This is a genomic window from Kribbella antibiotica (genome assembly GCF_004349055.1).
GTDB lineage: Bacteria > Actinomycetota > Actinomycetes > Propionibacteriales > Kribbellaceae > Kribbella > Kribbella antibiotica.
Window position 1 is genome coordinate 56,202 of the sequence record NZ_SMKX01000001.1, and the last position, 20,789, is coordinate 76,990.

Consider the following 20,789-nt stretch of genomic DNA (forward strand, 5'->3'; position numbering starts at 1 on the left):
GTCAGACCTTTGCGGGGGCCGGCGCGGCGGAGGAGTGGTGCTCGACGATCAGCCAGCGGCCGTCGATCTTCTCGTAGACGTAGGTGAAGCGGGCGTCGACGGTACTGCGGGTGCCGTCCTTGGCGGTCAGGGCGAAGCGGTAGTTGCCGCTCCGGGTGGCGTTGCGGTCATCGAGGATGCGGACGTGCGACTCGGTGATGGTTCCTTGGGGGTGCTTCGGGAGGAAGTCCTGGCTGAAGTACTGGGTGATCTGCTCACGGTTGGAGCGGATGACGGGGCTGAGGGTCGGGAGCAGGATGCCGTCGGCGGCGTACAGGTCGGCCACGGTGGTGGCGTTGCCGGTGGCCAGGGCGGAGTTCCACTGATCGAACAGGCCGGTGATTTCCTGCTCGGTCGGCCGGGCATCGGTGGAGCTGCAACCGGTGGCTGCGACCAGGGCCGCGGTGGCGAGGACGGCGGTTACGGCGCTGCGAGTGCTGAGGGGCGATCTCATGACGACTCCTTGTCAGGCGGCCGGTGGGAAGTCCACCGGGACACCTTCAAGACTGCAGTTGCCGACAGCAACGACAGGTCAGCGGAAGGTCGTCGTACGGGTAGTTCTTGGTCAAGAAACTGCACGTAGGTTGAGGTGAACGGCGAGACCGCCGCCGGGGGCCGGCGCGAGATCGGCGTGGCCACCGTCGTGCTCGATCAGTTGTTTCACGATGGACAGGCCCAGGCCGGTGCCGGTGCCGGGCGGGCCGGCTCGCCAGAATCGGTCGAAGGCACGGGCTCGTTGCGCTGCGGTCATCCCTGGGCCCTGGTCGCTGATCACCAGCTCAACGGCAGGACCGGTACGACGTACGTGGACTGTCACCCGGCTTCCAGCAGGCGACACCGCCAGCGCGTTGCTGAGAACGTTGTCGAGGATTTGCTCAAGGGCACCTGGAGTGGCGGTGATCCAGCACGGCCGTTCGATGTCCAGAACCAGGGCGACGTTTCGTTCGGCGAGTGCCACCGACCAGGTCGAGACGCGCAGGTCGACCAGTGCGGACAGGTCGATCGGGCGCGGGGACGCTGTGGTCGACTCGGCTCGGGCCAATGCGAGCAGTCCCTCGACCATCCGGCTCATCCGGTGGATCTCTGCGTCGACGGTCTCGAGCCGTCGGCTCAAGGCCGGGTCATCGGTGGTGTCGCGGACGTTGTCGAGCGTCAATTGCATTGCTGCCAACGGTGTCCGGAGCTGGTGCGACGCGTCGGCGACGAAGGATCGCTGGGAGCTGAGCAGCGCATCCGTCTGACGGGCGCTGTCGTTGAGCGTGCGAGCGAGCCTGGTGATTTCCGGCGGGCCCTTGGTCGATGCGCGGGCCGAGTAGTCACCGTCGCCGATGCGGCGGGCGACCGCGTCAAGGCGGTGCAACGGTCTGGCGAGGGTGGTTGCAATGACGACTGCGACAGCAGATGCCGTCAACAAAACCGCGGCGCCGACGAATAGACGGAACCGCCAGATCTGGGCGATCTGCACGTTGACCTCGGCGGCCGGCGAAACGATCTGCACGACTGCCGTCGTACGGCCGGCCTCTCTGACCGGTAGGACGACGCTCACTGCTTCGGCCTGCAGAAGCGGATGCCGGCCCCAGACCGGTGCCGGGTTCGCGCCGCGGAGGGCCGCCAGAACCTGGGTGTCCTCGATTCCTGCGGTGCTGGTGATCAGGCGGACCCGGGAGCCGGTGGCACTCTCGAAGTCACGCGTCCGATCGGTGACCGCCTGGGCTGCGGCCGCGTCGTCGCGAACCACCAGCGGTGCGAACAGCTGGGCTTCGCGCTGGGCGGTCTGCTCGAGGGTCGAATGCAGGATCGCCGACGAGCTGAGGGCCACCGGGATCGTGAACAGAGCGAGGGCAACCGCAACGAGTGCGACGTAACTCGCGACGAGCCGGAGTTTCATCGGCCGGCCGGCTCGAGCCTGAACCCGACACCTCGGACGGTACTGATCTCGACCGCCGCGACGAGCTTCTTGCGCAGCGCACCGACATGGACATCCAGCGTCCGCGTTGAGCCGAACCAGTTGCTGTCCCAGACGCTCGCAATCAGCTGCTCACGGGTGAGCACCACGCCGGGTGACTCGGCGAGCAGGCTGAGCAGATCGAACTCCTTCGGCGTCAGCGTGACCTCCGCGTCGGCGACGAACGCACGGCGGGCGGCGCGATCGATCCGCAACGGCCCGAGTCGCTGCCCCACCGGCTCCGCCACGGCCTCGCTCTCCGCGGACCGCGGCACGCCCCGTCGTGTCACCGCACGCATCCGCGCCACGAGCTCGCGGAGCCCGAAAGGCTTCGACACATAGTCGTCCGCGCCCAGCTCGAGACCCACGACCCGCTCGATCTCGTCCGAGCGGGCGGTGATGATAATCAGCGGTACGTCGCTGGTGGTCCGGATCCGTCGGCAGATATCGATGCCGTCGGCATCAGGCAGTCCGAGATCGAGCAGCACCAGCTCGGACCCGTCGAACCGCTCCAGCGCGGCGGCGCCGGTCGTCACATGGTCGACGGAGAACCCGTACCGCGGCAGTCCCTCGCACAGCGCGCCGGCGATCGACGGATCGTCCTCGACCAACAACACCCGCATCAGGATCCTTTCCTGGTCTGGAGTTTCATCCTAAGGGCGCGACCTCAGCGAGATGCCCGGATTGTGCCAAGAGCAGGTCAACGTTATGACAAGAACCGCGACCGCGACTGGGTGTGTGGTCCGCCGGTCATCGTCCGCTCAGGCTCCAACTGTTCAGCAGCCGGAGGGCCTCGGCGGTGGCGGAGCCAGGCTCGACGTTGTAGACGCACAGCATCTGGTCGGGGTCATCGGGGAGATGCAGTGCTTCGTAGGAGAACTGGAGTTCGCCGACCTCCGGGTGGTGGTAGCGCTTGGCGCCATGGGTGCGCAGCAGCACATGGTGTTCTTTCCACCAGCCAGGGAACTCAGGTGAGCGCAGGGTCAGCTCGCCGAGGAGGTCGGACAACCGGCGATCGTTAGGGTGCCGGCCGGCGTCCATCCGGAGCATGGCGACGGTCTCGGCTGCGATCTGCTCCCAGTCGGCGACTCGCTCCCGGGCTTCCGGATTGAGCAGGTAATAGCGAGCGAGGTTTCGCTGGGGGACCGGGAGCGCCTCGAAGTCGGTAACCACGGCTCGGGCGAGGCGGTTGGCAGCCAGCACATCAGTACGGCGGCCCAGGATGAACGCGGGAACGTGCTCCAGCGTCTGGAGCAGCAGATACAGCCCCAGGCGGACCCGCTGCGGGGTGGCTGGAGCACGCCGTACCGGTGTGGGTCTGGCCAATAGATCGGTGAGGTGCTCGCGCTCTGCCAGGTCGAGGCGCAGCGCTTGGCAGAGCGCTTCGACGACCTCCGGTGACGGCGATCCGGCGCGGCCCTGCTCGAGCCTGGTGTAGTACTCCGTGCTCACCCCGGCCAGCCGACTGACCTCGTCACGGCGCAGTCCGGGCACCCGGCGAGCGCGGCCGTCCTCAGGGATCCCCGCCTGGTCAGGGCTGACTCGGGCGCGGCGAGTGCGCAGGAAGTCGGAGAGCTCGGCACTGCGGTCCATGTGTCCAGTGTCGGTCATCGAACGAACCGGTACGCCGCTCTGGGTAGCCCTGCCGGTACCTGCCTCGGCAGGCCTTGTTCGGGGCCTCGAAACGGCGCTCGGGACTGGTGTTCTGGAGATGCGGCACGAACGCCGCGACTACCTGCTCCGAAAGGTGTTTCCATGTCCAAGCCCCTCACCGGCCGCGTCGCAGTCATCACCGGTGCCTCCAGCGGTATCGGCGAAGCCACCGCCGAGCATCTGGCCGGCCTCGGCGCCAGCGTCGCCGTACTCGCCCGGCGCGCCGACCGGTTGAGCGACCTGGTCGCCCTGATCGAGAAAGACGGCGGTACGGCGCTCGCTATCGCCGCGGACGTGACGGATGTTGCCGCCGTACGGGAGGCTGCTGGTCAGGTGGCGGCCGCGTTCGGTGCTGCCGACCTGCTCTTCAACAACGCGGGCGTGATGCTGCCGGCGCCGATCGACGAGCTCGCCACCGACCAGTGGCAACAGCAGATCGACCTCAACATCACCGGCCTGATGAACGTCATCGGCGCCTTCGTCCCGCAGTTGGTCCAGGCCGGCCGCGAACGTGGCGTGGCCGACCTGATCAACACCTCGTCGATCGGCGCCCAGAACCCCTACCCCAACTTCGCGGTCTACTGCGCCACCAAGGCGTACGTCACCCAGCTGTCCAAGCAGATGCGCGCCGACCTGGGCCCGAAGAACGTCCGCGTGGCAGCCATCGAACCCGGCTTCACCACCACCGAACTCCAGAGCCACGTCACCAACGCCGGCATCTCCGACTGGCTGGAGGGTGCGAAGACCCAACTCGAGTGGCTGACCCCGGGCGACATCGCCGCGACCGTCGGCTTCATCGCGTCGCTCCCGCGCCGGGTCAACATGCAGCAGATCACCGTCATGCCGACCGGCCAGGCCAACTGACGCAACCTCGACGTGGACCCACCGGCCGACCGCCAGTGGGTCCACTCGAACGTTCAGCGAAACAGCCGGGCTCAGCCAGGTGCATCCGGACGCCGTGGTCGGACGGAAGTGTGACCAAAGCCCGAATCGAGGAGGAACCATGGCTGTTCGACGCGCCACCGCTCTCACGGCTGCCGGTCTGTTGCTGGTGGGAGTTCCGGCCGCAACTGCCCAGGCCCGGCCGGCGGCAACGGCGACTGTTTCCGTGCTGCACGCCGTACCGGGAGCAACCGTTGACGTTTATGCCAACGGCAAGGTGCTACTGAGCAACTTCAAGCCGGGCACGCTCACCGACCCGGTCAAGCTTCCGGAGGGCAGCTACGACCTGAAGGTGACGGCTGCCGGGGCGGGTGCCAAGGGCAAGGCGGTGATCGAGGCCGATGACGTCAAGGTTCCCGGCGGCGCGAACATCACCGTCGTGGCACACCTGAACGCCTCCGGTACGCCGGTGCTGACGCCGTACGTGAACGATGTCTCGAAGGTTGCCGCAGGCAAGGGCCGGTTGACCGTCCGGCATGACGCGGCGGCACCTGCGGTCGATATCCGCGCCGGTGGGACGCCGGTCTTCAAGGGACTGGCCAATCCCAAGGAGGCCAAGGCGGATCTGCCGGCTGGGACGGTGAAGGCCGATGTGGTCCTGGCGGGCACCAAGACGGTCGCGATCGGCCCGGCCGACGTGAACGTGAAAGAGGGGACCAACACGATCGTCTATGCGTGGGGGAGTGCCGGTGACAAGAACCTGAAGCTGGCGGTTCAGACGCTGAGCGGGCTGCACCACAACCCGTCCGGAGTCCCTGGTGGTACTGGCGGTCAGGCAGCCCAGAACGATTCTGTCCCGGTTTGGGCCTGGGGACTCGCGGTACTCGCGGCGATCGGAGTTGTCGGCTTCGGCACCCTTCGCCTGGCCCGGGTTCCTGCTCGGTCGTGACCAACTCTCCCCGTCGTGCGGTCGTCCTGGCGTCGGCCGCACTGAGCTTCGGCCTTGTCGTGGTGTCAGCTGGATGCACAGCCGCCGGCACCGATACGGGGACAGGGGCTGGAGGTGATCGGGCTGCTGCACCCACCAGCCAGGCGAACGTGTCCCCCACACCTCGCCCCGCGGGTGCAGCGCCCGTTTCGCCGTCGATCACGGCTCGACCGGCGGAACTGCCGTCGGTGGCGGCGCAATCGCCGACGCCGGCCAGGCTCGTCGTACCGGCTGTTGGGCTCGACCTGCCGATCGCTGCGACGGGCGTTGCCGAGGACGGCCAGATGGCGTTGCCGCCGGATCCTCGGACGATCGGGTGGTATCGGTATGGGTCAGGCCCAGGAGATCGGGTCGGCTCGGTGGTCCTGGGCGGTCATGTCGACAGTCGTGAGTTCGGGGCCGGTCCACTCGTGCGCCTGCGGAAGGTGCGGCGCGGCGACGTGGTGGAGGTGCGCAGTACCGCCGGTCCGGTCGTCCGCTACCGGGTCGTGGAGGTCCGCGACATCCCGAAGAAGAAGCTTGCCGTCGGCTACCTTTTCGACCGCGCGGGGCCTAGGCGCCTGCAGGTCGTCACGTGCGGCGGGCCCTACGACGCCGGCAACGGGGGATACCGTGACAACCTGGTCGTGACTGCCGATCCCATGCCGTGAAGGCATTTCGATGCTCTGTCAGGGAAGGTTGATGTTCATGGGTCTGAAACACTCGAGTGTCGTCGCAGCACCGCGGGCCGAGGTTTATGCCTGGCACGAGCGGCCGGGCGCGGTCGTGCGCCTGACGCCGCCATGGATGCCGGTCACCATCAAGCAGGAAGCCGATGACCTGTCCGGCGGCGTCGCCGTACTGGGGTTTCCGCTGGGGTTCGACTGGATCGCCCGGCACAGCTCGGCCGAGGTGCCGAAGCAGTTCGTCGACGAGCTCGACAGCCCGCTCATGCGGCACGTCGTGAAATGGCGGCACACACACAGCTTCACGGCAGAAGGCGAGCAGTCCACCAGGATCTCGGACGAGATCGACAGCAACGTTCCCGGTTTCCTGCTGCGCTCGATGCTTGAGTACCGGCATCGGCAACTGGCCGACGACCTCGCCGCACGTCAACGAGCGGTCGACGCCGGGATGCGTCCGCTGACCATCGCGATCACCGGCTCAAACGGCACGATCGGTACGGCGCTGGCGGCGTTGCTGACCACGGTCGGCCACACCGTCATCAAGCTGGTACGACGACCTCCCGCGAATCCCGGTGAACGCCAGTGGGACCCGGCGCAGCCCGATCGCTCGCTGTTGACCGGCGTCGACGCGGTCATTCACCTGGCGGGCGCATCGATCGCGGGCCGATTCACGCCCGCCCACAAGCGCGGTCTGCGCGACTCACGCATCGGTCCGACCCGAGCCCTGGCTGAGCTTGCGGCCACAACCGAGGGCGGTCCGTCGGTCTTCGTCAGCGCTTCGGCCATCGGCTACTACGGCGCCGATCGCGGCGACGAGATCCTGACCGAACAAAGCTCGCGGGGCGAAGGATTCCTTGCTGGTTTGGTCGAGGACTGGGAGCAGGCCAGCGAGCCGGCTCGTGAAGGCGGCCTGCGCGTCGTCCGCGTCCGAACGGGTCTGGTGCAGACGCCGGCCGGCGGGGTCCTGAAGGTGCAATATCCCTTGTTCGCCGCGGGTCTCGGCGGCCGGCTGGGATCAGGTGACCAGTGGCAAGCGTGGATCGGTATTGACGATCTGCTCGATATCTATCACCGAGCCCTGTACGACTCCGAGCTTTCCGGACCGGTGAACGCGGTTGCTCCGGAGGCGGTCCGCAACCGCGAGTACGCCGCCACGTTGGCACGCGTACTGCATCGACCTGCCCTCGTCCCGGTGCCGTCATTCGGGCCGCAGCTGCTCCTCGGAGCCGAAGGCGCCCGTGAGCTTGCCGAGGCCTCTCAACGAGTCGTCCCCGCTCGGCTGACCGAGCTCGGGCACATCTTCCGCTACAGCGCCCTCGAACCAGCTCTACGCCATCTGCTGGGCCGCAAAAGCTAGGCAACTAAGCGGGAAGAGTGCCCCGGATGATGCTGTCGTGGGAGTGCTCAGGGTTGCCGTCGTCGGGCTCGAGCGAGATGTCGATGATGCGGTAGCCCTGAGCGATGATCTGGCCGGGGATCTGGAACGTGCCGCCGCTGCTCGGGTTGAGCACACCGAGCGAGACCATCCGCTTGCCGTCGGTGTTGATCATCCAGACCTCGTAGAAACCCTGGTTCGCGGACAGGCCGGAGGCGGTGACCTTCAGTTGGCCGCCAGAGGTGGCTTGCACGAGGTCCGCCGTACCGGCTCCGGCTTTGCCTTCGAGTGGGTCGAGTTTGATGGCGACCTCGACCGGCGGGGCCTTCTCATCGTCGCGCAGCAGCGCGGTGCCGCCGACTCCGACGCCCGCACCGAGCAGCGCGGCAACGGTCGCGGCGACCGCCAGCGTCCGACCACGGAAACGTCGCGAAGCCGCCGTACGGCGCTCCTCGGGCAGTCGTGTCACCGGGGCGACGGGTGCGTCCTCGGCGTCCTCCGGGTCCAGGCTCAGCTCGTCGGTGATCCGGGCCCACAGCTCGGCCGGAGGAGTTTCCAGCTGCGGCAGATCGTGCATCTCGCCCAGCATCAACTGCAGTTCGGCCAGTGTGGTCGTGCAGCGGTCGCAGGACGCAAGGTGAGCGGTGCCGGACTCGTCCGGGCCGCCCTCGCCCATCGCCCATTGGGCGAGGAGTTCGTCATCGAGATGTGTCGTCACCAGTCACCTCCTTCAGTTGGCCCCGCAGGTGCAAGAGGCCACGGCGGATGTGGCTCTTGACGGTTCCCAGCGGCAGATCCAGCTGTTCCGCGATCTGCGGATGCGTAAGGTCTTCGTAGAAGGCCAGCCTCAGGATGGTTCGGCGGGGGTCGCCGAGCCGCGCCAGTTCGTCGGCGATCACCACTCGGTCGACGGTGCGGTCGTCCACGACCGAGGCCGGCCGTTCTTCGGCCAGTTTGGCCGCCGCCTCGGAGTTGCGCAGTTCGCGGCTGCGGGCGGTCAGCCGGTCGGCGATCCGGTGCCGAGTGATCCCGGTCAGCCAGGCGCCGAGCTGACCGCTGTCCGGATCGAAGTTCGCCCGGCCGCGCCAAGCGGAGACGAAGACCTGCTGGGTGACGTCTTCGGCGTCCGCACGGTTACCGAGTGCTCGCAGCGCCAGCGTGAAGATCATCGTCGACCAGCGCTGATAGGCGTCGGACAGGCTGTCCGGACGCCCCTCCGCGAAGGCCTTCGCGATCTCGGCCGGCGTTGGGGTGTCGGCCTCCCTGCTGGTCACGGCGCACACTCTAGCGAATCCCAACGGTTCTCCTTCCGGCCTGTGGGTGGTCTTCGGCCGAAAGTGGGTCGCTGGATGCATCCAGCCGGCCGGTAGCGGCGGAAGTTCGCTGTGCAAGGGCCTGGCGATGCAGCGGAGGACCGATGGCGAAGCAGGAGTTCCCCGGCGCGGTGCGCTGGCTCGACGACCGCACCGGGATCGGCAAGGTCGGCAAGAAGAACCTGCGCAAGGTCTTCCCCGACCACTGGTCGTTCATGCTCGGCGAGATCGCGCTCTACAGCTTCATCATCCTGATCCTGACCGGCATCTTCCTGACGCTGTGGTTCAGACCCTCGATGGCCGAGGTCGAGTACCAGGGCTCGTACAGCCTGCTCAAGGGTCTGCACATGTCCGAGGCCTACGAATCCGCGCTGAACATCTCGTTCGACGTACGGGGTGGTCTGCTGATGCGGCAGATGCATCACTGGGCGGCGGTCCTGTTCATCGCCGCCATGAGCATCCACCTGCTCCGGATCTTCTTCACCGGCGCGTTCCGCAAACCGCGCGAGCTGAACTGGCTGATCGGGATAGTGATGTTGTTCCTCGGCGTCGTCGAGGGCTTCATCGGCTACGGGCTGCCCGACGACCTGCTTTCGGGCACGGGTCTGCGCATCACCGAAGGTCTCGTCCTCGCCTCGCCGATTGTCGGTACGTACCTGAGCTTCTTCATCTTCGGTGGCGAGTTCCCCGGTGACGACTTCGTCTCCCGGTTCTACACGGTCCATGTGCTCCTGATCCCTGGCATCCTGCTCGCGCTGATCACCGTGCATCTGTTCCTGGTCGTCTATCACAAGCACACCCAGTTTCCTGGTCCTGGCCGGACCGAGAAGAACGTCGTCGGCTACCCCCTGATGCCGGTCTACATGGCCAAGGCCGGTGGCTTCTTCTTCGTCGTGTTCGGCATCACCGCGCTGATGGGTGCACTGCTGCAGATCAACCCGGTGTGGCTCTACGGGCCGTACAACCCGGCCGAGGTGACCGCGGGCTCCCAGCCCGACTGGTACATGGGCTGGCTGGACGGCGCCGTACGGTTGATGCCTGGCCTGGAATCAAGTTTCTGGGGCATCACGATCAGCTGGAACATCTTCCTGCCTGCACTGATGATCCCGCCGCTGTTCATCGGATTCGTTGCCCTCTACCCCTTTATCGAGGCCTGGGTCACCGGCGACAAACGGGAGCATCACCTGCTCGACCGGCCGCGCAATGTCCCGACCAGAACCGGCATCGGCGCCGGCCTGGTCACCTTCTACGGCGTGCTGTGGCTGAACAGCGGCAACGACCTGATCGCCACCCAGTTCCATTCGTCCATCAACACCATCACCTGGGTCTGCCGCGTGCTCGTCATCGTCGGTCCCGTCCTCGCCTTCTGGATCACCAAACGCATCGCACTCTCCCTGCAACGCAAGGACGCCGAGCGACTGCTGCACGGCATCGAGAGCGGCATCATCACCAGATCCCCGGACGGCGGCTACTCCGAGAGCCACGTCCCGCTCTCGCCGTACGAGGCCTACACGCTGTCAGCCCGCGAACGCACCACCGTCCTCGAACTGCCGCCCGCAACCGACAGCAACGGCGTACCGGCTCCACACCCCCGCCGAGCCCGACTGCGCGCCGCCCTCTCCCGCTTCTACTTCACCGACGAGGACGGGAAAGCGTAGTCGGGCCATTGCCGGAAAGCCGTTCGTACCACAAACTGTTAGCGCTAACTTTCCTGCGCCGCCCCACGTAAGGATTCCGTTGATGCGCTCGTTGCTGACCGCCCTTGCAGCCGTTCTTGCCTCGTTGGCAAGTGCCGTCCTTGTTCCATCGGCCGCCTGGGCGGCCGGTCCAGCGACGCACTATCTGATGACAGCGTTCACCAACAGCAGTGAGTCGAACATGTACGTCTATGACTCGGCGAACGCGACAAACTTCACCCAGGTCCGAGCGAATGCCTACACCCCACCGTCGGGCCTCATTCGCGATCCCAGCGTCATCAGGCACACCGACGGCTACTACTACATCGTCTACACGACGAACTGGACCGGCGACACGATCGGCTTCGCCCGCAGTGCCGACTACGTCAACTGGACGTTCCTGCGCAACGTCCGGGTCGGCCTCAACGGCGCCACCGGCAGCACCTGGGCGCCGGAATGGTTCAAGGACTCCGACGGCAGTGTGCATGTGATCTTCTCCGCGTCCACAGCCGGTACGGCGGGACAGTTCCGGCCGTACCGGATCACCGCGACGAACTCGGACCTGTCGGCGTGGACCAGCCCGGTCGCTCTCGGCATCGCTGCGAATTTCATCGACAGCTTCGTGGTCAAGTCCGGCAACACGTACCACAACTTCCTCAAGAACGAGACGACGAAGTACATCGAGCACGCCACCGCCACTTCGCTGAACGGGCCCTGGACCTTCGTTGCCACGGGCAACTGGGCTGGCTGGGGTGCCGGGTTGGAGGGGCCCGCCGTGGTCCGGCTGCCTGATGGCCGCTGGCGGATCTACTTCGATCAGTACGGCCAGAAGCGGTACTTCTACGCCGACAGCTCGAACCTGAACTCCTTCGGCGGAAAGGTCGAGCTCCCGGGGCTATCCGGAGTGGCGCGGCACTTCACCGTGTTGCGTGAGGACTCCGGCGACAGCACCGCCGTACCGGCTGGGAACCGGTCTTTGCGCTCGGTCAGCGATCCCGATCGCTACGTCCGGCACCGCGACAACCTGGCGTACGTCGAGCCGGTCAGTTCTTCGAGCAGCCTCACGACTCGGCAGGACGCGACTTTCACAATCGTGCCTGGGCTGGCGAACAGCAACTGCTACTCGTTCCGGTCGGTGAACTTCCCTGATCGCTACCTGCGGCACTACGACTTCCGCGTCCGGCTGGATACGAACCCTGGTGATTCGGTGTTCGCCCGCGACGCCACGTTCTGCGGCCGCGCCGGTCTGGCTGGTGGTGGCAGCACCTCGTTCGAGTCCTACTCCCATCCCGGCCGGTACCTGCGGCACTACAACTACGAGGTGCGTGTCGACTGGCGCACCACCGACGCGGCGTTCATCCGTGACGCGTCGTTCACCCTTTCCGCGCCGCTAGCCTGAAGGGACAGTCGATGATCCGTCGTCTGCTCGTCCTCGTACTGGCCACCGCCGCCTGTGTTGCCGGTCTACCCGCGTCGCAGGCAATCGCCACGCCGGCCGTGCGGAACACCAACCCGATCGCAGAGCGGCGTGCCGACCCGCACATCTTCAAGCACACCGACGGCTACTACTACTTCACCGCTACCGTGCCGGAGTACGACCGAATCATCCTGCGGCGCGCGACCACGATCCAAGGCCTGGCCACCGCGGCGGAGACAGTGATCTGGCGCAAGCACGCCAGCGGTGAGATGGGCGCCCACATCTGGGCACCGGAGATCCATTTCATCAACGGCAAGTGGTACGTCTACTTCACAGCGGGCCGCCGCGACGACATCTGGCGGATCCGGATGTACGTGCTGGAGAGCTCGAGCGCCAACCCGGTGACCGGCTCCTGGACCGAACGCGGCCGCATCACGACACCATGGGACACCTTCTCCTTGGACGCCTCGACGTTCGTCACCAACGGCGTGCGATACCTGACCTGGGCCCAGCAGGAGCCGGGCATCTCCACCGGCTCCAACCTGTACGTCGCTCGCATGGGTGCAACGCCGTGGACGATCACCGGCGCGGTGACCAGGTTGACGGTGCCGACGCTGGCCTGGGAGACCCGCGGTCACAAGGTCGCGGAGGGGCCGACTGTCCTTCAGCGCAACGGAAGACTCTTCCTGACATACTCGGCCAGCGCGACCGATGCGAACTACTGCCTCGGCATGCTGACCGCGTCGGCCACGGCGGACCCGCTCAACGCGGCGTCGTGGACCAAGAGCCCCGACCCGGTCTTCGCCAGCAATGACGCCACCAGCCAGTACGGCCCAGGCCACAACTCGTTCACCGTCTCCGAGGACGGCCGAAGCGACGTCATGGTCTACCACGACCGCAACTACCGCGATATCAACGGCGACCCGCTGAACGACCCGAATCGCCGTACCCGCGTGCAAAAGGTCTACTACAAGGCCGACGGCACACCGGACTTCGGCATCCCGGTCGCCGACGGCCCGACGCCCGTCCGGCTCAAGTCGTACAACTCGGATAGCTTCGTGCGGCACTGGGAGTTCCGCGCAAGGCTTGAAGCGAATGTGGCTCCGTTGGCCGACTCGCAGTTCAAGGTGGTACCCGGTCTGGCCGGCTCCGGCGCAGTCTCGTTCGAGTCAACCAACTTCCCCGGCTACTACCTGCGCCACCGCGACAACGAACTCTGGGTCCAACGCAACGACGGCACCGCCCTCTTCCACAACGACGCCAGCTTCACCCAGCGTCCCGGCCTCGCGGCCAACTCGGCCCTGTCCTACGAGTCCCTGAACTTCCCTGGCCGCTACCTGCGCCATACGAACGGCTTGATGTATCTGCAAACCCCGGCCGATGCCCAGGCCCGTGCCGACGCCACGTTCGTACTGGAATGAGGACCTGGGTAGGTTTAGACGAGCGCGCAGGTTTTGAGTACGCCGTAGATGGGGTCGGCGCCGAAGGTGGCGGCATTACAGGTGAACGGTCCATTCACGAGGCGTGAGTAGAAGGCGCCTCGTGCGCCGAACACGGCCGTTCGCGGTCCAGCGACCGTGCAGGTTTGATTCTCTGCTGCACAAGAGGCCAGACCGGGTGGGCTGCCGGCCGATGCGACGTAGCAGGCCTTTTCGACTCCGGGGAGCGGGTCACGGCCGAAGGAAGCGTTAGTGCAGGTGATCGATCCGGCACCGACCAGCTTGTCGGCGTAGTTGCCGGCCGCCCCGAAGGTCACGATCGCCGGACCGCCCACCGCGCAAGTCTGCCCCTCGGTGACACAGCGGGTGGAGCCGCTTGGTCCGCCTGGCGGCGAGACATAGCAAGACTTCAGGACGTTCAGGGCTGGGTCGGCGCCGAAGGCAACTATCTTGCAGTCCACTCCGCCGGCGGCGACCTTGGCCCGGTACGACGCGCTCGCCGTACCTGCGCCGTACAGGACTTTTCTCGTGCCTGTGAAGCTGCAGCGTTCTCCTTCGCCGGCGCAGCGGGTGAACCCGGCGGGTACGGCGGGCTCGCGATAGGTCGGCGAGGTCCCGACATCGGTCGTGAACTTGAGGTCGCGGCCGGCCTCGACGACAAAGGTGGTGCCGCCGGTGGTGCTGTAGGCCTCTTGCCCGGCCGCATAGGGGTTGTTGTTGCTGTACTCCCAGCCGTAGCAGCCTGAGGTGGTGGCCGAGCTCAGGCGCAGCGCGTAGGTCTTGCCGGCAGTCACCGCGATACCGGGGTAGGCCTTGAGCGCAGTCGGCGCCCAGGGCACGCTACCGACCGGGAAATCGGTTCGGCTGAGGACCTCGTTGCTGCCTGCGTCGACAACCTCGAACGTCAGTGCTGCGTTGGGATTGCCGTTCTGGAAGGTCGTGACCGATGCGACGGTGAGCTGCCCGTTGCGCGACGGAACGAACGTCTGCTGACGTTGAATCTGCCCTGCGACGTCGCAGTAGTGGTGGAACCCGTCGAAGCCGCTCGACTGGTCTTGATCCGGAGAGATGTCGTAGCCGCCTCGTGGTCCAGGCGGGGTTAGCGGGAAGCTGTTCGTGCACTCAATGTCCTGCAGTTTGCCGGAGGCATCGAAGCTGAGCGGCCCGATGAACAGGTTGGCCAGGGACTCGTTGGGGGCACGGTTGTTCCAGCGGTCCGAGACGAAGTAGAAGGTCGTTTGCCCGTCTGGTCCTTGTAACGGCAAGACCTTGAGGGGCTGGCCGCCGCAGTTGTTGGGATTCACCAGCCGAGCTCGCCACCGCGGCTCTGCCCTGCCGCTTTGGTGAACCCCGTTCGGGTCGTACCAGGCACCGGACCAAGGCCCCAGCATGGAGGGCGCGGTCATCTCTCCGGTCGCTCCGGCGCAGTACGCGCACGACGGGTCCGACATCAACGCGTGGTACACCCCGTTCCGTTTGAACACGGCGAACGCTTCGACGTCGCCGAGTCCCAGCCGAACGAACTCGCCGGTCGTGGACAGGTAGTCGGCGGTGAGCTTTTCCACCACCATGTCGGCGGTCAGGCCCGGCTCGACCAGCGTGGTGTTGTGTACGACGTATCCAGTGCCGTCAGTGTCCACGAAGAGAGCCATGTCGACGGCGCCACCTACTGCCAGTTGTGGCGTTGGCTTCTCGGTGAACAGCCCGGTCGGGGAAGGGCTGGTCGCAACGAGGTAGCGTCCGCCCGCATCGGACCACAGCACGTACATTCCGGTCGAGGCGTTGTAGACAACGTGCGGTCGGAAGCAATAGCCGCACGCGCCGGGAGCGACGACGTACCCGCGGTCGGTCCAGTGGACCAGATCCGGTGAGCTGTAGACCTTGAATCCGCAGAAGCTGCTGTTCTGCTGGTACTTGTAGCCGCAGGCGTAGCTCGTGCCATACAGGTAGAAGGTGCTGCCGACCTGGATCATCGACCCGTCATGGGCGTCCAGCGCGTTGCCGGCGACGTCGTACCGGCTGACTTGCCCGGTCGAGTCCGAGTTCACCACGGTCACGACATCGTCGGCCACGGCCGGTCGCGCTTGCGCGCCCGACGGTGCCGCAAGGGTCCCCAGCAACACCCCAACCACCACAAGCAGTCGTGCAATCGAACGTGTCAGCACAGCTCTCACCCGTTCTCCGGCAGACCGCCGCGGGCCGACAGGCGAGGACGGGTTGCCACCGATGATCATCACCTTCATCGGGCACCGTCAACGCTACTGACCGCTACCGGTCAGGCTACTTCTTCCGGCCGGAGATCACGCGCTGCAGCAGGATGAAGGCGCCGAGCAGCAGGCCGACGAAGATCTTGGTCCACCAGGAGCTGAGCGTGCCCTGGAAGCTGATCACCGTCTGGATCAGACCGAGGATGAGGACACCCAGGACAGTACCGATCAGGAATCCCGACCCGCCCGTGAGCAAGGTCCCACCGATGACCACGGCCGCGATCGCGTCGAGCTCCAGGCCGACCGCATGCAGTCCATAGCCGGACAGCATGTAGAAGGCGAGCAGCAGTCCGCCCAGCGCGGAGCAGAAGCCGCTGATCGTGTAGACCCCGAGCTTGGTCCGGGCCACCGGGAGTCCCATCAGTCGCGCGGACTGCTCGTTGCCGCCGGTCGCGTAGACGGTCCGGCCGAACCGGGTCTGGTGCAGGACGTACGCCGCGATGCCGACGACGGCCACCGCGATCAGGACGCTGGGGGAGATCCAAAGTTCGCCGCCAAGGGGGACCTGAGTCTGGGCGGCGGCCGTGAAGGTCGGGTCGGTGATCGGGATCGAGTCGGTGCCGATCGTGTAGCAGAGGCCGCGGGCCAGGAACATCCCGGCCAGCGTCGCGATGAACGGCTGGATCTCGAAGAAGTGGATCATGCAGCCCATGCCGAGGCCCAGACCCGCGCCGATCAGCAGGACCACCACGATCACCGCCACCGGCGGCCAGCCGGCGTTCAGCAGTACTGCGGCGACCATCGTGGCCAGTGCAACCATCGATCCGACCGAAAGGTCAATACCGCCGGTCAGGATCACGAACGTCATACCGACGGCCACGACCAGCAGGAACGCGTTGTCGATGAAAACGTTCAGCACGACCTGGGCCGAGAAGAACCCCTCGTAGCGGGTCCCGCCGGCGATGAACATGGCCAGGAAGAGTCCGGCCGTCACCAGCACCGGCAGGTATTTGCGCGGGACCACCGCGCCGGTCAGGGCAGTCACCGCGCAACCTCCGTCGTGTCTTTCGCTGCCGGCCGTGCGGCTGGTCTTTCTCGCTGTGGGAAGACCTTGGACCGGAAGGCCGCGGACTGCAGCAGGCAGACCGCCGCGACCACGAGCGCCTTGAACAGCAACGTGGTTTCGGGCGGTACGCCGATCGAGTAGATCGTCGTGGTCAGGGTCTGGATCACCAGCGCGCCCAGAACTGTGCCGCCCAGCGAGAACCGGCCACCGGTCAGCAAGGTGCCGCCGATGACGACGGCGAGGATGGCGTCCAGCTCGATCCACAAGCCCGCATTGTTGCCGTCGGCACTGGAAACGTTGGAGGCCACCATCACACCGGCGATCCCCGCGCAGAGTGCGGCGAAGGCGTAGACGGTGATCAGGATGCCGCGCGAGCGTAGACCGGCCAGCCGGCTGGCCTCGGCGTTCCCGCCGACCGATTCGATCAGCAGGCCGAGTGCGAGCCGCCGGGTCAGGAAGACGGTGGCCGCAAGCACGACCAGGGCGAGCAGAATTCCGAACGGCAGCATGAACAGGTAGCCGCCGCCGATGACCTTGAAGCTCGCGTCAGTCACCGTGATGATCTGGCCGTCGGTGATCAGCTGCGCCAATCCGCGCCCGGCGACCATCAGGATCAGCGTGGCCACGATCGGCTGGATCCCGACCACAGCGACCAGGAAGCCGTTGAACGCGCCCAGCACCAAGGCCACGGCAACAGCCAGCGCGACCGCCGCGAAGACGCCGGTCCCTTCGCTGATCGCCAAGCAGGCAAGGGCTCCGGAGATCGCCACCACGGATCCCACCGACAAGTCGATACCGCCGGTAGCGATCACCAGGGTCATCCCCAGCGACACCAGTACCAGGGGAGCGCCGAAGCGCAGGATGTCGATCAGGCTGCCGTAGAAGTGGCCGTCCTTGACCTCGATCGACAAGAAGCCGGGCGTGAAGAAGAGATTGAGCAACAGGAGCAGGGCCAGGACGACGGCCGGCCAGAGCAGCCGCCGGTTCATGACCGGCCGCCGCTGGCGATGGTCTGCATCAGTACCTCGGTGGTCAGGGTGTCGTCGTTGGGCAGTTCGGCGATCAGCCGGCGGTCGCGCAGGACGCCGACCTTGTGGCTGAGCCGGAGGACTTCCTCGAGCTCGGCGGAGATGAACAGCACCGCCATCCCGCCGTCGGACAGTTCCGCGACGAGCCGCTGGATCTCGGCCTTCGCGCCGACGTCAATACCGCGGGTCGGCTCGTCCAGGATCAGCAGCCGCGGCTCGAGAATCAGCCAGCGGGCGAGCAGAACCTTCTGCTGGTTCCCACCGGACAGATTGCGGACCAGTTGCTCGGGGTTGGCCGGGCTGATCTTCAGGGCCTTGATATAGCGATCCACCAGCTGGGCCTGTTGCTCGCGGGGGATCGGCCGGGTCCAGCCACGCCGGGCTTGCAGCGCCAGTACGACGTTCTCCCGCACCGTGAGGTCCGGAATCAGTCCGTCGGCCTTGCGATCCTCGGGGCAGAAGGCGATCTTGTGCGTCATTGCGATCTGCGGAGTCCGCAACGACACCGGTTCGCCGTCGAGCGTGACGGATCCACTGGTGGCGTGGTCGGCGCCGAACAACAGCCGCGCGACCTCGGTCCGGCCGGAACCGAGCAGACCCGCCAGGCCGACCACTTCGCCTTCGCGGATGGTCAGGCTGAACGGTTCGATCCCGCCGGTGCGGCCAAGTCCATCGGCCTGCAGCAGCGTGCCGGTGGTCCGTGCGGGTGGTCGTTCCTCGAGCCGCTCGAGCTCAGCCAGGTCGCGGCCGATCATCTTGGCGATCAGCTCCACCTGACTGAGCTCGCCGGTCGGATAGTCACCCTCGCGCCGTCCGTTGCGCAGGATCGTCATCCGGTCGGCGATCTCGTACACCTGATCCAGGAAGTGCGACACGAACAGGATCGCGACGCCCTGCTCCTTCAGAGTGCGCATGACCCGGAACAGTTGCTCGACCTCGCCGGTGTCCAAGCTCGAGGTGGGTTCGTCGAGGACGAGCACCCGGGCCTTGACCTCGAGTGCTCGTGCGATGGCGACCATCTGCTGGATCGCCAGCGAGTACTGCGAAAGGGGAGCAGTCACGTCCAGGTCGAGGTCCAGCTCGGCGAGCCGTTCGGCCGCGCGCCGGCGCATCGCCTTCCACTGGATCCGGCCGAACCGGCGCGGCTCCCGCCCGATCAGGACGTTCTCCGCGACCGAGAGATTCGGGCAGAGATTCACTTCCTGGTAGACGGTGCTGATCCCCGCCTGCTGGGCATCCAGCGGGCTGCCGAAGGTGACCTCCCGGCTGTCCAGCAGGATGGTCCCGCTGTCGGCCGGGTGGACACCGGTCAGCACCTTGATCAGCGTGGACTTGCCCGCGCCGTTCTCGCCCATGAGGGCGTGCACCTCACCGGGCAGCACCCGGAGGTCGACGTCGTCCAGCGCCGTGACGCCGGGGAACTGTTTGCCGATCCCGGTCAGCTGCAGGATCGGTGCGGCCGAAGTCATTCGCCTGCCTTCCGTCGGTGCCGTCGGGATGGGTCAGTACTGGCGCGAGGCCAGGACCTTCTTGGCCTGCTCCTGCGTGAAGGTCGTCTCCTCGGTAACGACCCGGGCCGGGACGTCTTCCTTGGCGAGCACCTTCTTGGCCAGGTCCATCAGCTGCGGGCCGAGCAGCGGCGAGCACTCGACGATGTAGCTGATCTTGCCGTCGGCCAGCGCCTGCATGCCGTCCTTGACCGCGTCGACGGAGATGATCTTGATGTCCTTGCCGGGAACCTTTCCGGCGCCCTCGATGGCCTCGATCGCACCGAGTGCCATGTCGTCGTTGTGGGCGTAGAGGACGTCGATGTCCGGGTTGGACTTGAGGAACGCCTCCATCACCTCTTTGCCCTTGGCCCGGGTGAAGTCACCGCTCTGGGAAGCGACGATCTTGAACTTCGGGTCGGCGCCGATGACCTCGGCGAAACCGGACTTGCGGTCGTTGGCAGGGGCGGAGCCGGTGGTGCCCTGCAGCTCCACGATGTTCACCGGTCCGGCCTCGGACTTGGACTCCTCGGTCAGCCACTTGCCGGCCTTGCGGCCCTCCTCGACGAAGTCCGAGCCGAGGAACGTCTTGTACAGCGTCTTGTCGGCCGAGTCGACGGACCGGTCGGTCAGGATGACCGGGATGTTCGCGTTCTTGGCTTCCTTGAGGACGGTGTCCCAGCCGGACTCGACCACCGGCGAGAAGGCGATGACGTCGACCTTCTGCTGGATGTACGAGCGGATGGCCTTGATCTGGTTCTCCTGCTTCTGCTGGGCGTCGGAGAACTTCAGGTCGATCCCGGCAGTCTTGGCCGCGTCCTGGACGGACTTCGTGTTCGCGGTGCGCCACCCGCTCTCGGCGCCGACCTGCGAGAATCCCATCGTGGTCGTGCCGCCACCAGGCGCGGCCGTACCGCTGTCACCCTTGCCGCACGAGGTCAGTGCCACGGCTGTCACGCCGACCAGCACGAGTGCGGAGATCTTCTTGAGCATGGCGATGCCATTCCTTCCGTAGGTCAGCGCTACCGATTGCGCTGCCTAACTGTGAGCGCTAACATTTTCGCCGTCAAGACTCCCTGATCACGTTCCAGCAACGGCGTCACCTAACTGTTATCGCTAATAGAGGGGCTAGTACCAGTACGGCTCCTGCGGAACGTACGGCGTTTCGAGCGTCTGGATCTCCTGGTCGGTGAGGCCGAGATCCAGCGCGGTGACCGCTTGGGCGAGGTGGTGGGGTTTGGTGGCTCCGACGACCGGTGCGGCGACGGCCGGTTTGGTGAGGAGCCAGGCGATCGCAACCTGAGCCATGGGGACTGCGCGGGCTTCGGCGATCGCCTGGACGGCGTCGACGACGGGTTCGTCGGCGGGGGAGTCGAAGGTGCGGGCGACTTCGTCGTTCGACGAGCGGGCGGTCTGGGCTCCCCAGGGGTTGCGCTGATCCTGCATCGCAACGAACGGCGTCCAGCCGTGCAGCTTGGCGGTGTACTGCGTTCCCCGAACTCAACCGTTGACCTAGCTCAGTTGCTTGCCTAAGGCAACCCACTGGGACTCGCCGCGACTGAACCCACTCGGCGCCGCGCCGAGTGAACCCACTGGGCGGCTGGTACGC

At 66.4% G+C, this 20,789-nt stretch carries 19 protein-coding genes; 7 read left to right on the forward strand and 12 right to left on the reverse strand.

Annotated elements, in window-relative coordinates:
• Nucleotide 1: 1 nt before the first annotated feature.
• From E1263_RS00245 to E1263_RS00260, 4 genes are all read right to left on the reverse strand, one after another.
• The gene (locus E1263_RS00245; protein ID WP_132163999.1) at nucleotides 2-493 is read right to left on the reverse strand and encodes an SgcJ/EcaC family oxidoreductase; all 492 of its coding nucleotides are present in this window, start codon (nucleotides 491-493) and stop codon (nucleotides 2-4) included.
• A gap of 111 nt (nucleotides 494-604) precedes the next feature.
• Nucleotides 605-1,927, reverse strand: coding sequence for a sensor histidine kinase (locus E1263_RS00250; RefSeq protein ID WP_132164001.1), 1,323 nt, complete (start codon nucleotides 1,925-1,927; stop codon nucleotides 605-607).
• Nucleotides 1,924-2,607 carry a response regulator transcription factor gene (locus tag E1263_RS00255; RefSeq protein WP_132164003.1) on the reverse strand — a complete coding sequence of 228 codons (684 nt, stop codon included), beginning with the start codon at nucleotides 2,605-2,607 and terminating at the stop codon, nucleotides 1,924-1,926. Before E1263_RS00255 ends, E1263_RS00250 begins: the two co-directional genes overlap by 4 nt.
• A gap of 127 nt (nucleotides 2,608-2,734) precedes the next feature.
• Nucleotides 2,735-3,577 (reverse strand): helix-turn-helix transcriptional regulator, encoded by an 843-nt coding sequence (locus E1263_RS00260; protein ID WP_132164005.1) that lies wholly within the window; start codon nucleotides 3,575-3,577, stop codon nucleotides 2,735-2,737.
• Between the two features lie 162 nt (nucleotides 3,578-3,739).
• Here E1263_RS00260 and E1263_RS00265 point away from each other — a divergent pair, with 162 nt between their 5' ends.
• The 4 genes from E1263_RS00265 to E1263_RS00280 all read left to right on the forward strand — a co-directional run bounded on the left by E1263_RS00265 (nucleotide 3,740) and on the right by E1263_RS00280 (nucleotide 7,529).
• Nucleotides 3,740-4,501, forward strand: coding sequence for an SDR family oxidoreductase (locus tag E1263_RS00265; protein ID WP_132164007.1), 762 nt, complete (start codon nucleotides 3,740-3,742; stop codon nucleotides 4,499-4,501).
• Between the two features lie 139 nt (nucleotides 4,502-4,640).
• A complete protein-coding gene (locus E1263_RS00270; RefSeq protein WP_132164009.1) occupies nucleotides 4,641-5,468 on the forward strand; it encodes a DUF4397 domain-containing protein in 828 nt (275 codons plus the stop codon).
• Nucleotides 5,465-6,157: a class F sortase gene (locus E1263_RS00275; RefSeq protein WP_165956404.1), complete on the forward strand. Its 693-nt coding sequence runs from the start codon at nucleotides 5,465-5,467 to the stop codon at nucleotides 6,155-6,157. The genes E1263_RS00270 and E1263_RS00275 overlap by 4 nt, the downstream gene beginning before the upstream one ends.
• 37 nt (nucleotides 6,158-6,194) lie before the next feature.
• Nucleotides 6,195-7,529: a TIGR01777 family oxidoreductase gene (locus E1263_RS00280; RefSeq protein ID WP_132164013.1), complete on the forward strand. Its 1,335-nt coding sequence runs from the start codon at nucleotides 6,195-6,197 to the stop codon at nucleotides 7,527-7,529.
• Nucleotides 7,530-7,533: 4 nt separating this feature from the next.
• Here the strand turns inward: E1263_RS00280 and E1263_RS00285 are convergent, their stop codons facing one another.
• Together E1263_RS00285 and E1263_RS00290 are read right to left on the reverse strand one after the other, a co-directional pair.
• Entirely contained in the window at nucleotides 7,534-8,265 is a 732-nt protein-coding gene (locus tag E1263_RS00285; protein ID WP_132164015.1) for an anti-sigma factor, read from the reverse strand.
• Nucleotides 8,246-8,821 (reverse strand): sigma-70 family RNA polymerase sigma factor, encoded by a 576-nt coding sequence (locus E1263_RS00290; protein WP_238161006.1) that lies wholly within the window; start codon nucleotides 8,819-8,821, stop codon nucleotides 8,246-8,248. The genes E1263_RS00285 and E1263_RS00290 overlap by 20 nt, the downstream gene beginning before the upstream one ends.
• A gap of 143 nt (nucleotides 8,822-8,964) precedes the next feature.
• Here E1263_RS00290 and qcrB point away from each other — a divergent pair, with 143 nt between their 5' ends.
• The 3 genes from qcrB (at nucleotide 8,965) to E1263_RS00305 (ending at nucleotide 13,374) form a co-directional block, all read left to right on the forward strand.
• Entirely contained in the window at nucleotides 8,965-10,518 is a 1,554-nt protein-coding gene (gene qcrB, locus E1263_RS00295; RefSeq protein ID WP_132164017.1) for a cytochrome bc1 complex cytochrome b subunit, read from the forward strand.
• 82 nt (nucleotides 10,519-10,600) lie between these two features.
• Nucleotides 10,601-11,935 (forward strand): glycoside hydrolase family 43 protein, encoded by a 1,335-nt coding sequence (locus E1263_RS00300; protein WP_132164019.1) that lies wholly within the window; start codon nucleotides 10,601-10,603, stop codon nucleotides 11,933-11,935.
• An 11-nt stretch (nucleotides 11,936-11,946) separates the two neighbouring features.
• Nucleotides 11,947-13,374 carry a family 43 glycosylhydrolase gene (locus E1263_RS00305; RefSeq protein ID WP_132164021.1) on the forward strand — a complete coding sequence of 476 codons (1,428 nt, stop codon included), beginning with the start codon at nucleotides 11,947-11,949 and terminating at the stop codon, nucleotides 13,372-13,374.
• Nucleotides 13,375-13,388: 14 nt separating this feature from the next.
• Here the strand turns inward: E1263_RS00305 and E1263_RS00310 are convergent, their stop codons facing one another.
• From E1263_RS00310 to E1263_RS00335, 6 genes are all read right to left on the reverse strand, one after another.
• The gene (locus E1263_RS00310) at nucleotides 13,389-15,557 is read right to left on the reverse strand and encodes a family 43 glycosylhydrolase (protein WP_165956406.1); all 2,169 of its coding nucleotides are present in this window, start codon (nucleotides 15,555-15,557) and stop codon (nucleotides 13,389-13,391) included.
• Nucleotides 15,558-15,672: 115 nt separating this feature from the next.
• Nucleotides 15,673-16,644 carry a galactofuranose ABC transporter, permease protein YjfF gene (gene yjfF, locus E1263_RS00315; RefSeq protein WP_132164025.1) on the reverse strand — a complete coding sequence of 324 codons (972 nt, stop codon included), beginning with the start codon at nucleotides 16,642-16,644 and terminating at the stop codon, nucleotides 15,673-15,675.
• Nucleotides 16,641-17,654: an ABC transporter permease gene (locus E1263_RS00320; protein WP_132164027.1), complete on the reverse strand. Its 1,014-nt coding sequence runs from the start codon at nucleotides 17,652-17,654 to the stop codon at nucleotides 16,641-16,643. The genes yjfF and E1263_RS00320 overlap by 4 nt, the downstream gene beginning before the upstream one ends.
• Nucleotides 17,651-19,162, reverse strand: a complete 1,512-nt coding sequence (locus E1263_RS00325; protein WP_132164029.1) for a sugar ABC transporter ATP-binding protein — start codon at nucleotides 19,160-19,162, stop codon at nucleotides 17,651-17,653. Before E1263_RS00325 ends, E1263_RS00320 begins: the two co-directional genes overlap by 4 nt.
• A gap of 33 nt (nucleotides 19,163-19,195) precedes the next feature.
• Nucleotides 19,196-20,173 carry an ABC transporter substrate-binding protein gene (locus E1263_RS00330; protein ID WP_132164031.1) on the reverse strand — a complete coding sequence of 326 codons (978 nt, stop codon included), beginning with the start codon at nucleotides 20,171-20,173 and terminating at the stop codon, nucleotides 19,196-19,198.
• Nucleotides 20,174-20,308: 135 nt separating this feature from the next.
• Nucleotides 20,309-20,626, reverse strand: coding sequence for an aldo/keto reductase (locus E1263_RS00335; RefSeq protein ID WP_132164033.1), 318 nt, complete (start codon nucleotides 20,624-20,626; stop codon nucleotides 20,309-20,311).
• Nucleotides 20,627-20,789: the final 163 nt, after the last annotated feature.

Bases quoted from the DNA above. Each gene is read 5' to 3' on its own strand.
- E1263_RS00245 (WP_132163999.1), bottom strand. From the start codon at position 493: ATGAGATCGCCCCTCAGCACTCGCAGCGCCGTAACCGCCGTCCTCGCC.
- E1263_RS00270 (WP_132164009.1), top strand. From the start codon at position 4,641: ATGGCTGTTCGACGCGCCACCGCTCTCACGGCTGCCGGTCTGTTGCTG.
- E1263_RS00260 (WP_132164005.1), bottom strand. From the start codon at position 3,577: ATGGACCGCAGTGCCGAGCTCTCCGACTTCCTGCGCACTCGCCGCGCC.
- qcrB (WP_132164017.1), top strand. From the start codon at position 8,965: ATGGCGAAGCAGGAGTTCCCCGGCGCGGTGCGCTGGCTCGACGACCGC.
- E1263_RS00335 (WP_132164033.1), bottom strand. From the start codon at position 20,626: ATGCAGGATCAGCGCAACCCCTGGGGAGCCCAGACCGCCCGCTCGTCG.
- E1263_RS00250 (WP_132164001.1), bottom strand. From the start codon at position 1,927: ATGAAACTCCGGCTCGTCGCGAGTTACGTCGCACTCGTTGCGGTTGCC.
- E1263_RS00305 (WP_132164021.1), top strand. From the start codon at position 11,947: ATGATCCGTCGTCTGCTCGTCCTCGTACTGGCCACCGCCGCCTGTGTT.
- E1263_RS00255 (WP_132164003.1), bottom strand. From the start codon at position 2,607: ATGCGGGTGTTGTTGGTCGAGGACGATCCGTCGATCGCCGGCGCGCTG.
- E1263_RS00320 (WP_132164027.1), bottom strand. From the start codon at position 17,654: ATGAACCGGCGGCTGCTCTGGCCGGCCGTCGTCCTGGCCCTGCTCCTG.
- E1263_RS00330 (WP_132164031.1), bottom strand. From the start codon at position 20,173: ATGCTCAAGAAGATCTCCGCACTCGTGCTGGTCGGCGTGACAGCCGTG.
- E1263_RS00300 (WP_132164019.1), top strand. From the start codon at position 10,601: ATGCGCTCGTTGCTGACCGCCCTTGCAGCCGTTCTTGCCTCGTTGGCA.
- E1263_RS00280 (WP_132164013.1), top strand. From the start codon at position 6,195: ATGGGTCTGAAACACTCGAGTGTCGTCGCAGCACCGCGGGCCGAGGTT.
- E1263_RS00265 (WP_132164007.1), top strand. From the start codon at position 3,740: ATGTCCAAGCCCCTCACCGGCCGCGTCGCAGTCATCACCGGTGCCTCC.
- E1263_RS00325 (WP_132164029.1), bottom strand. From the start codon at position 19,162: ATGACTTCGGCCGCACCGATCCTGCAGCTGACCGGGATCGGCAAACAG.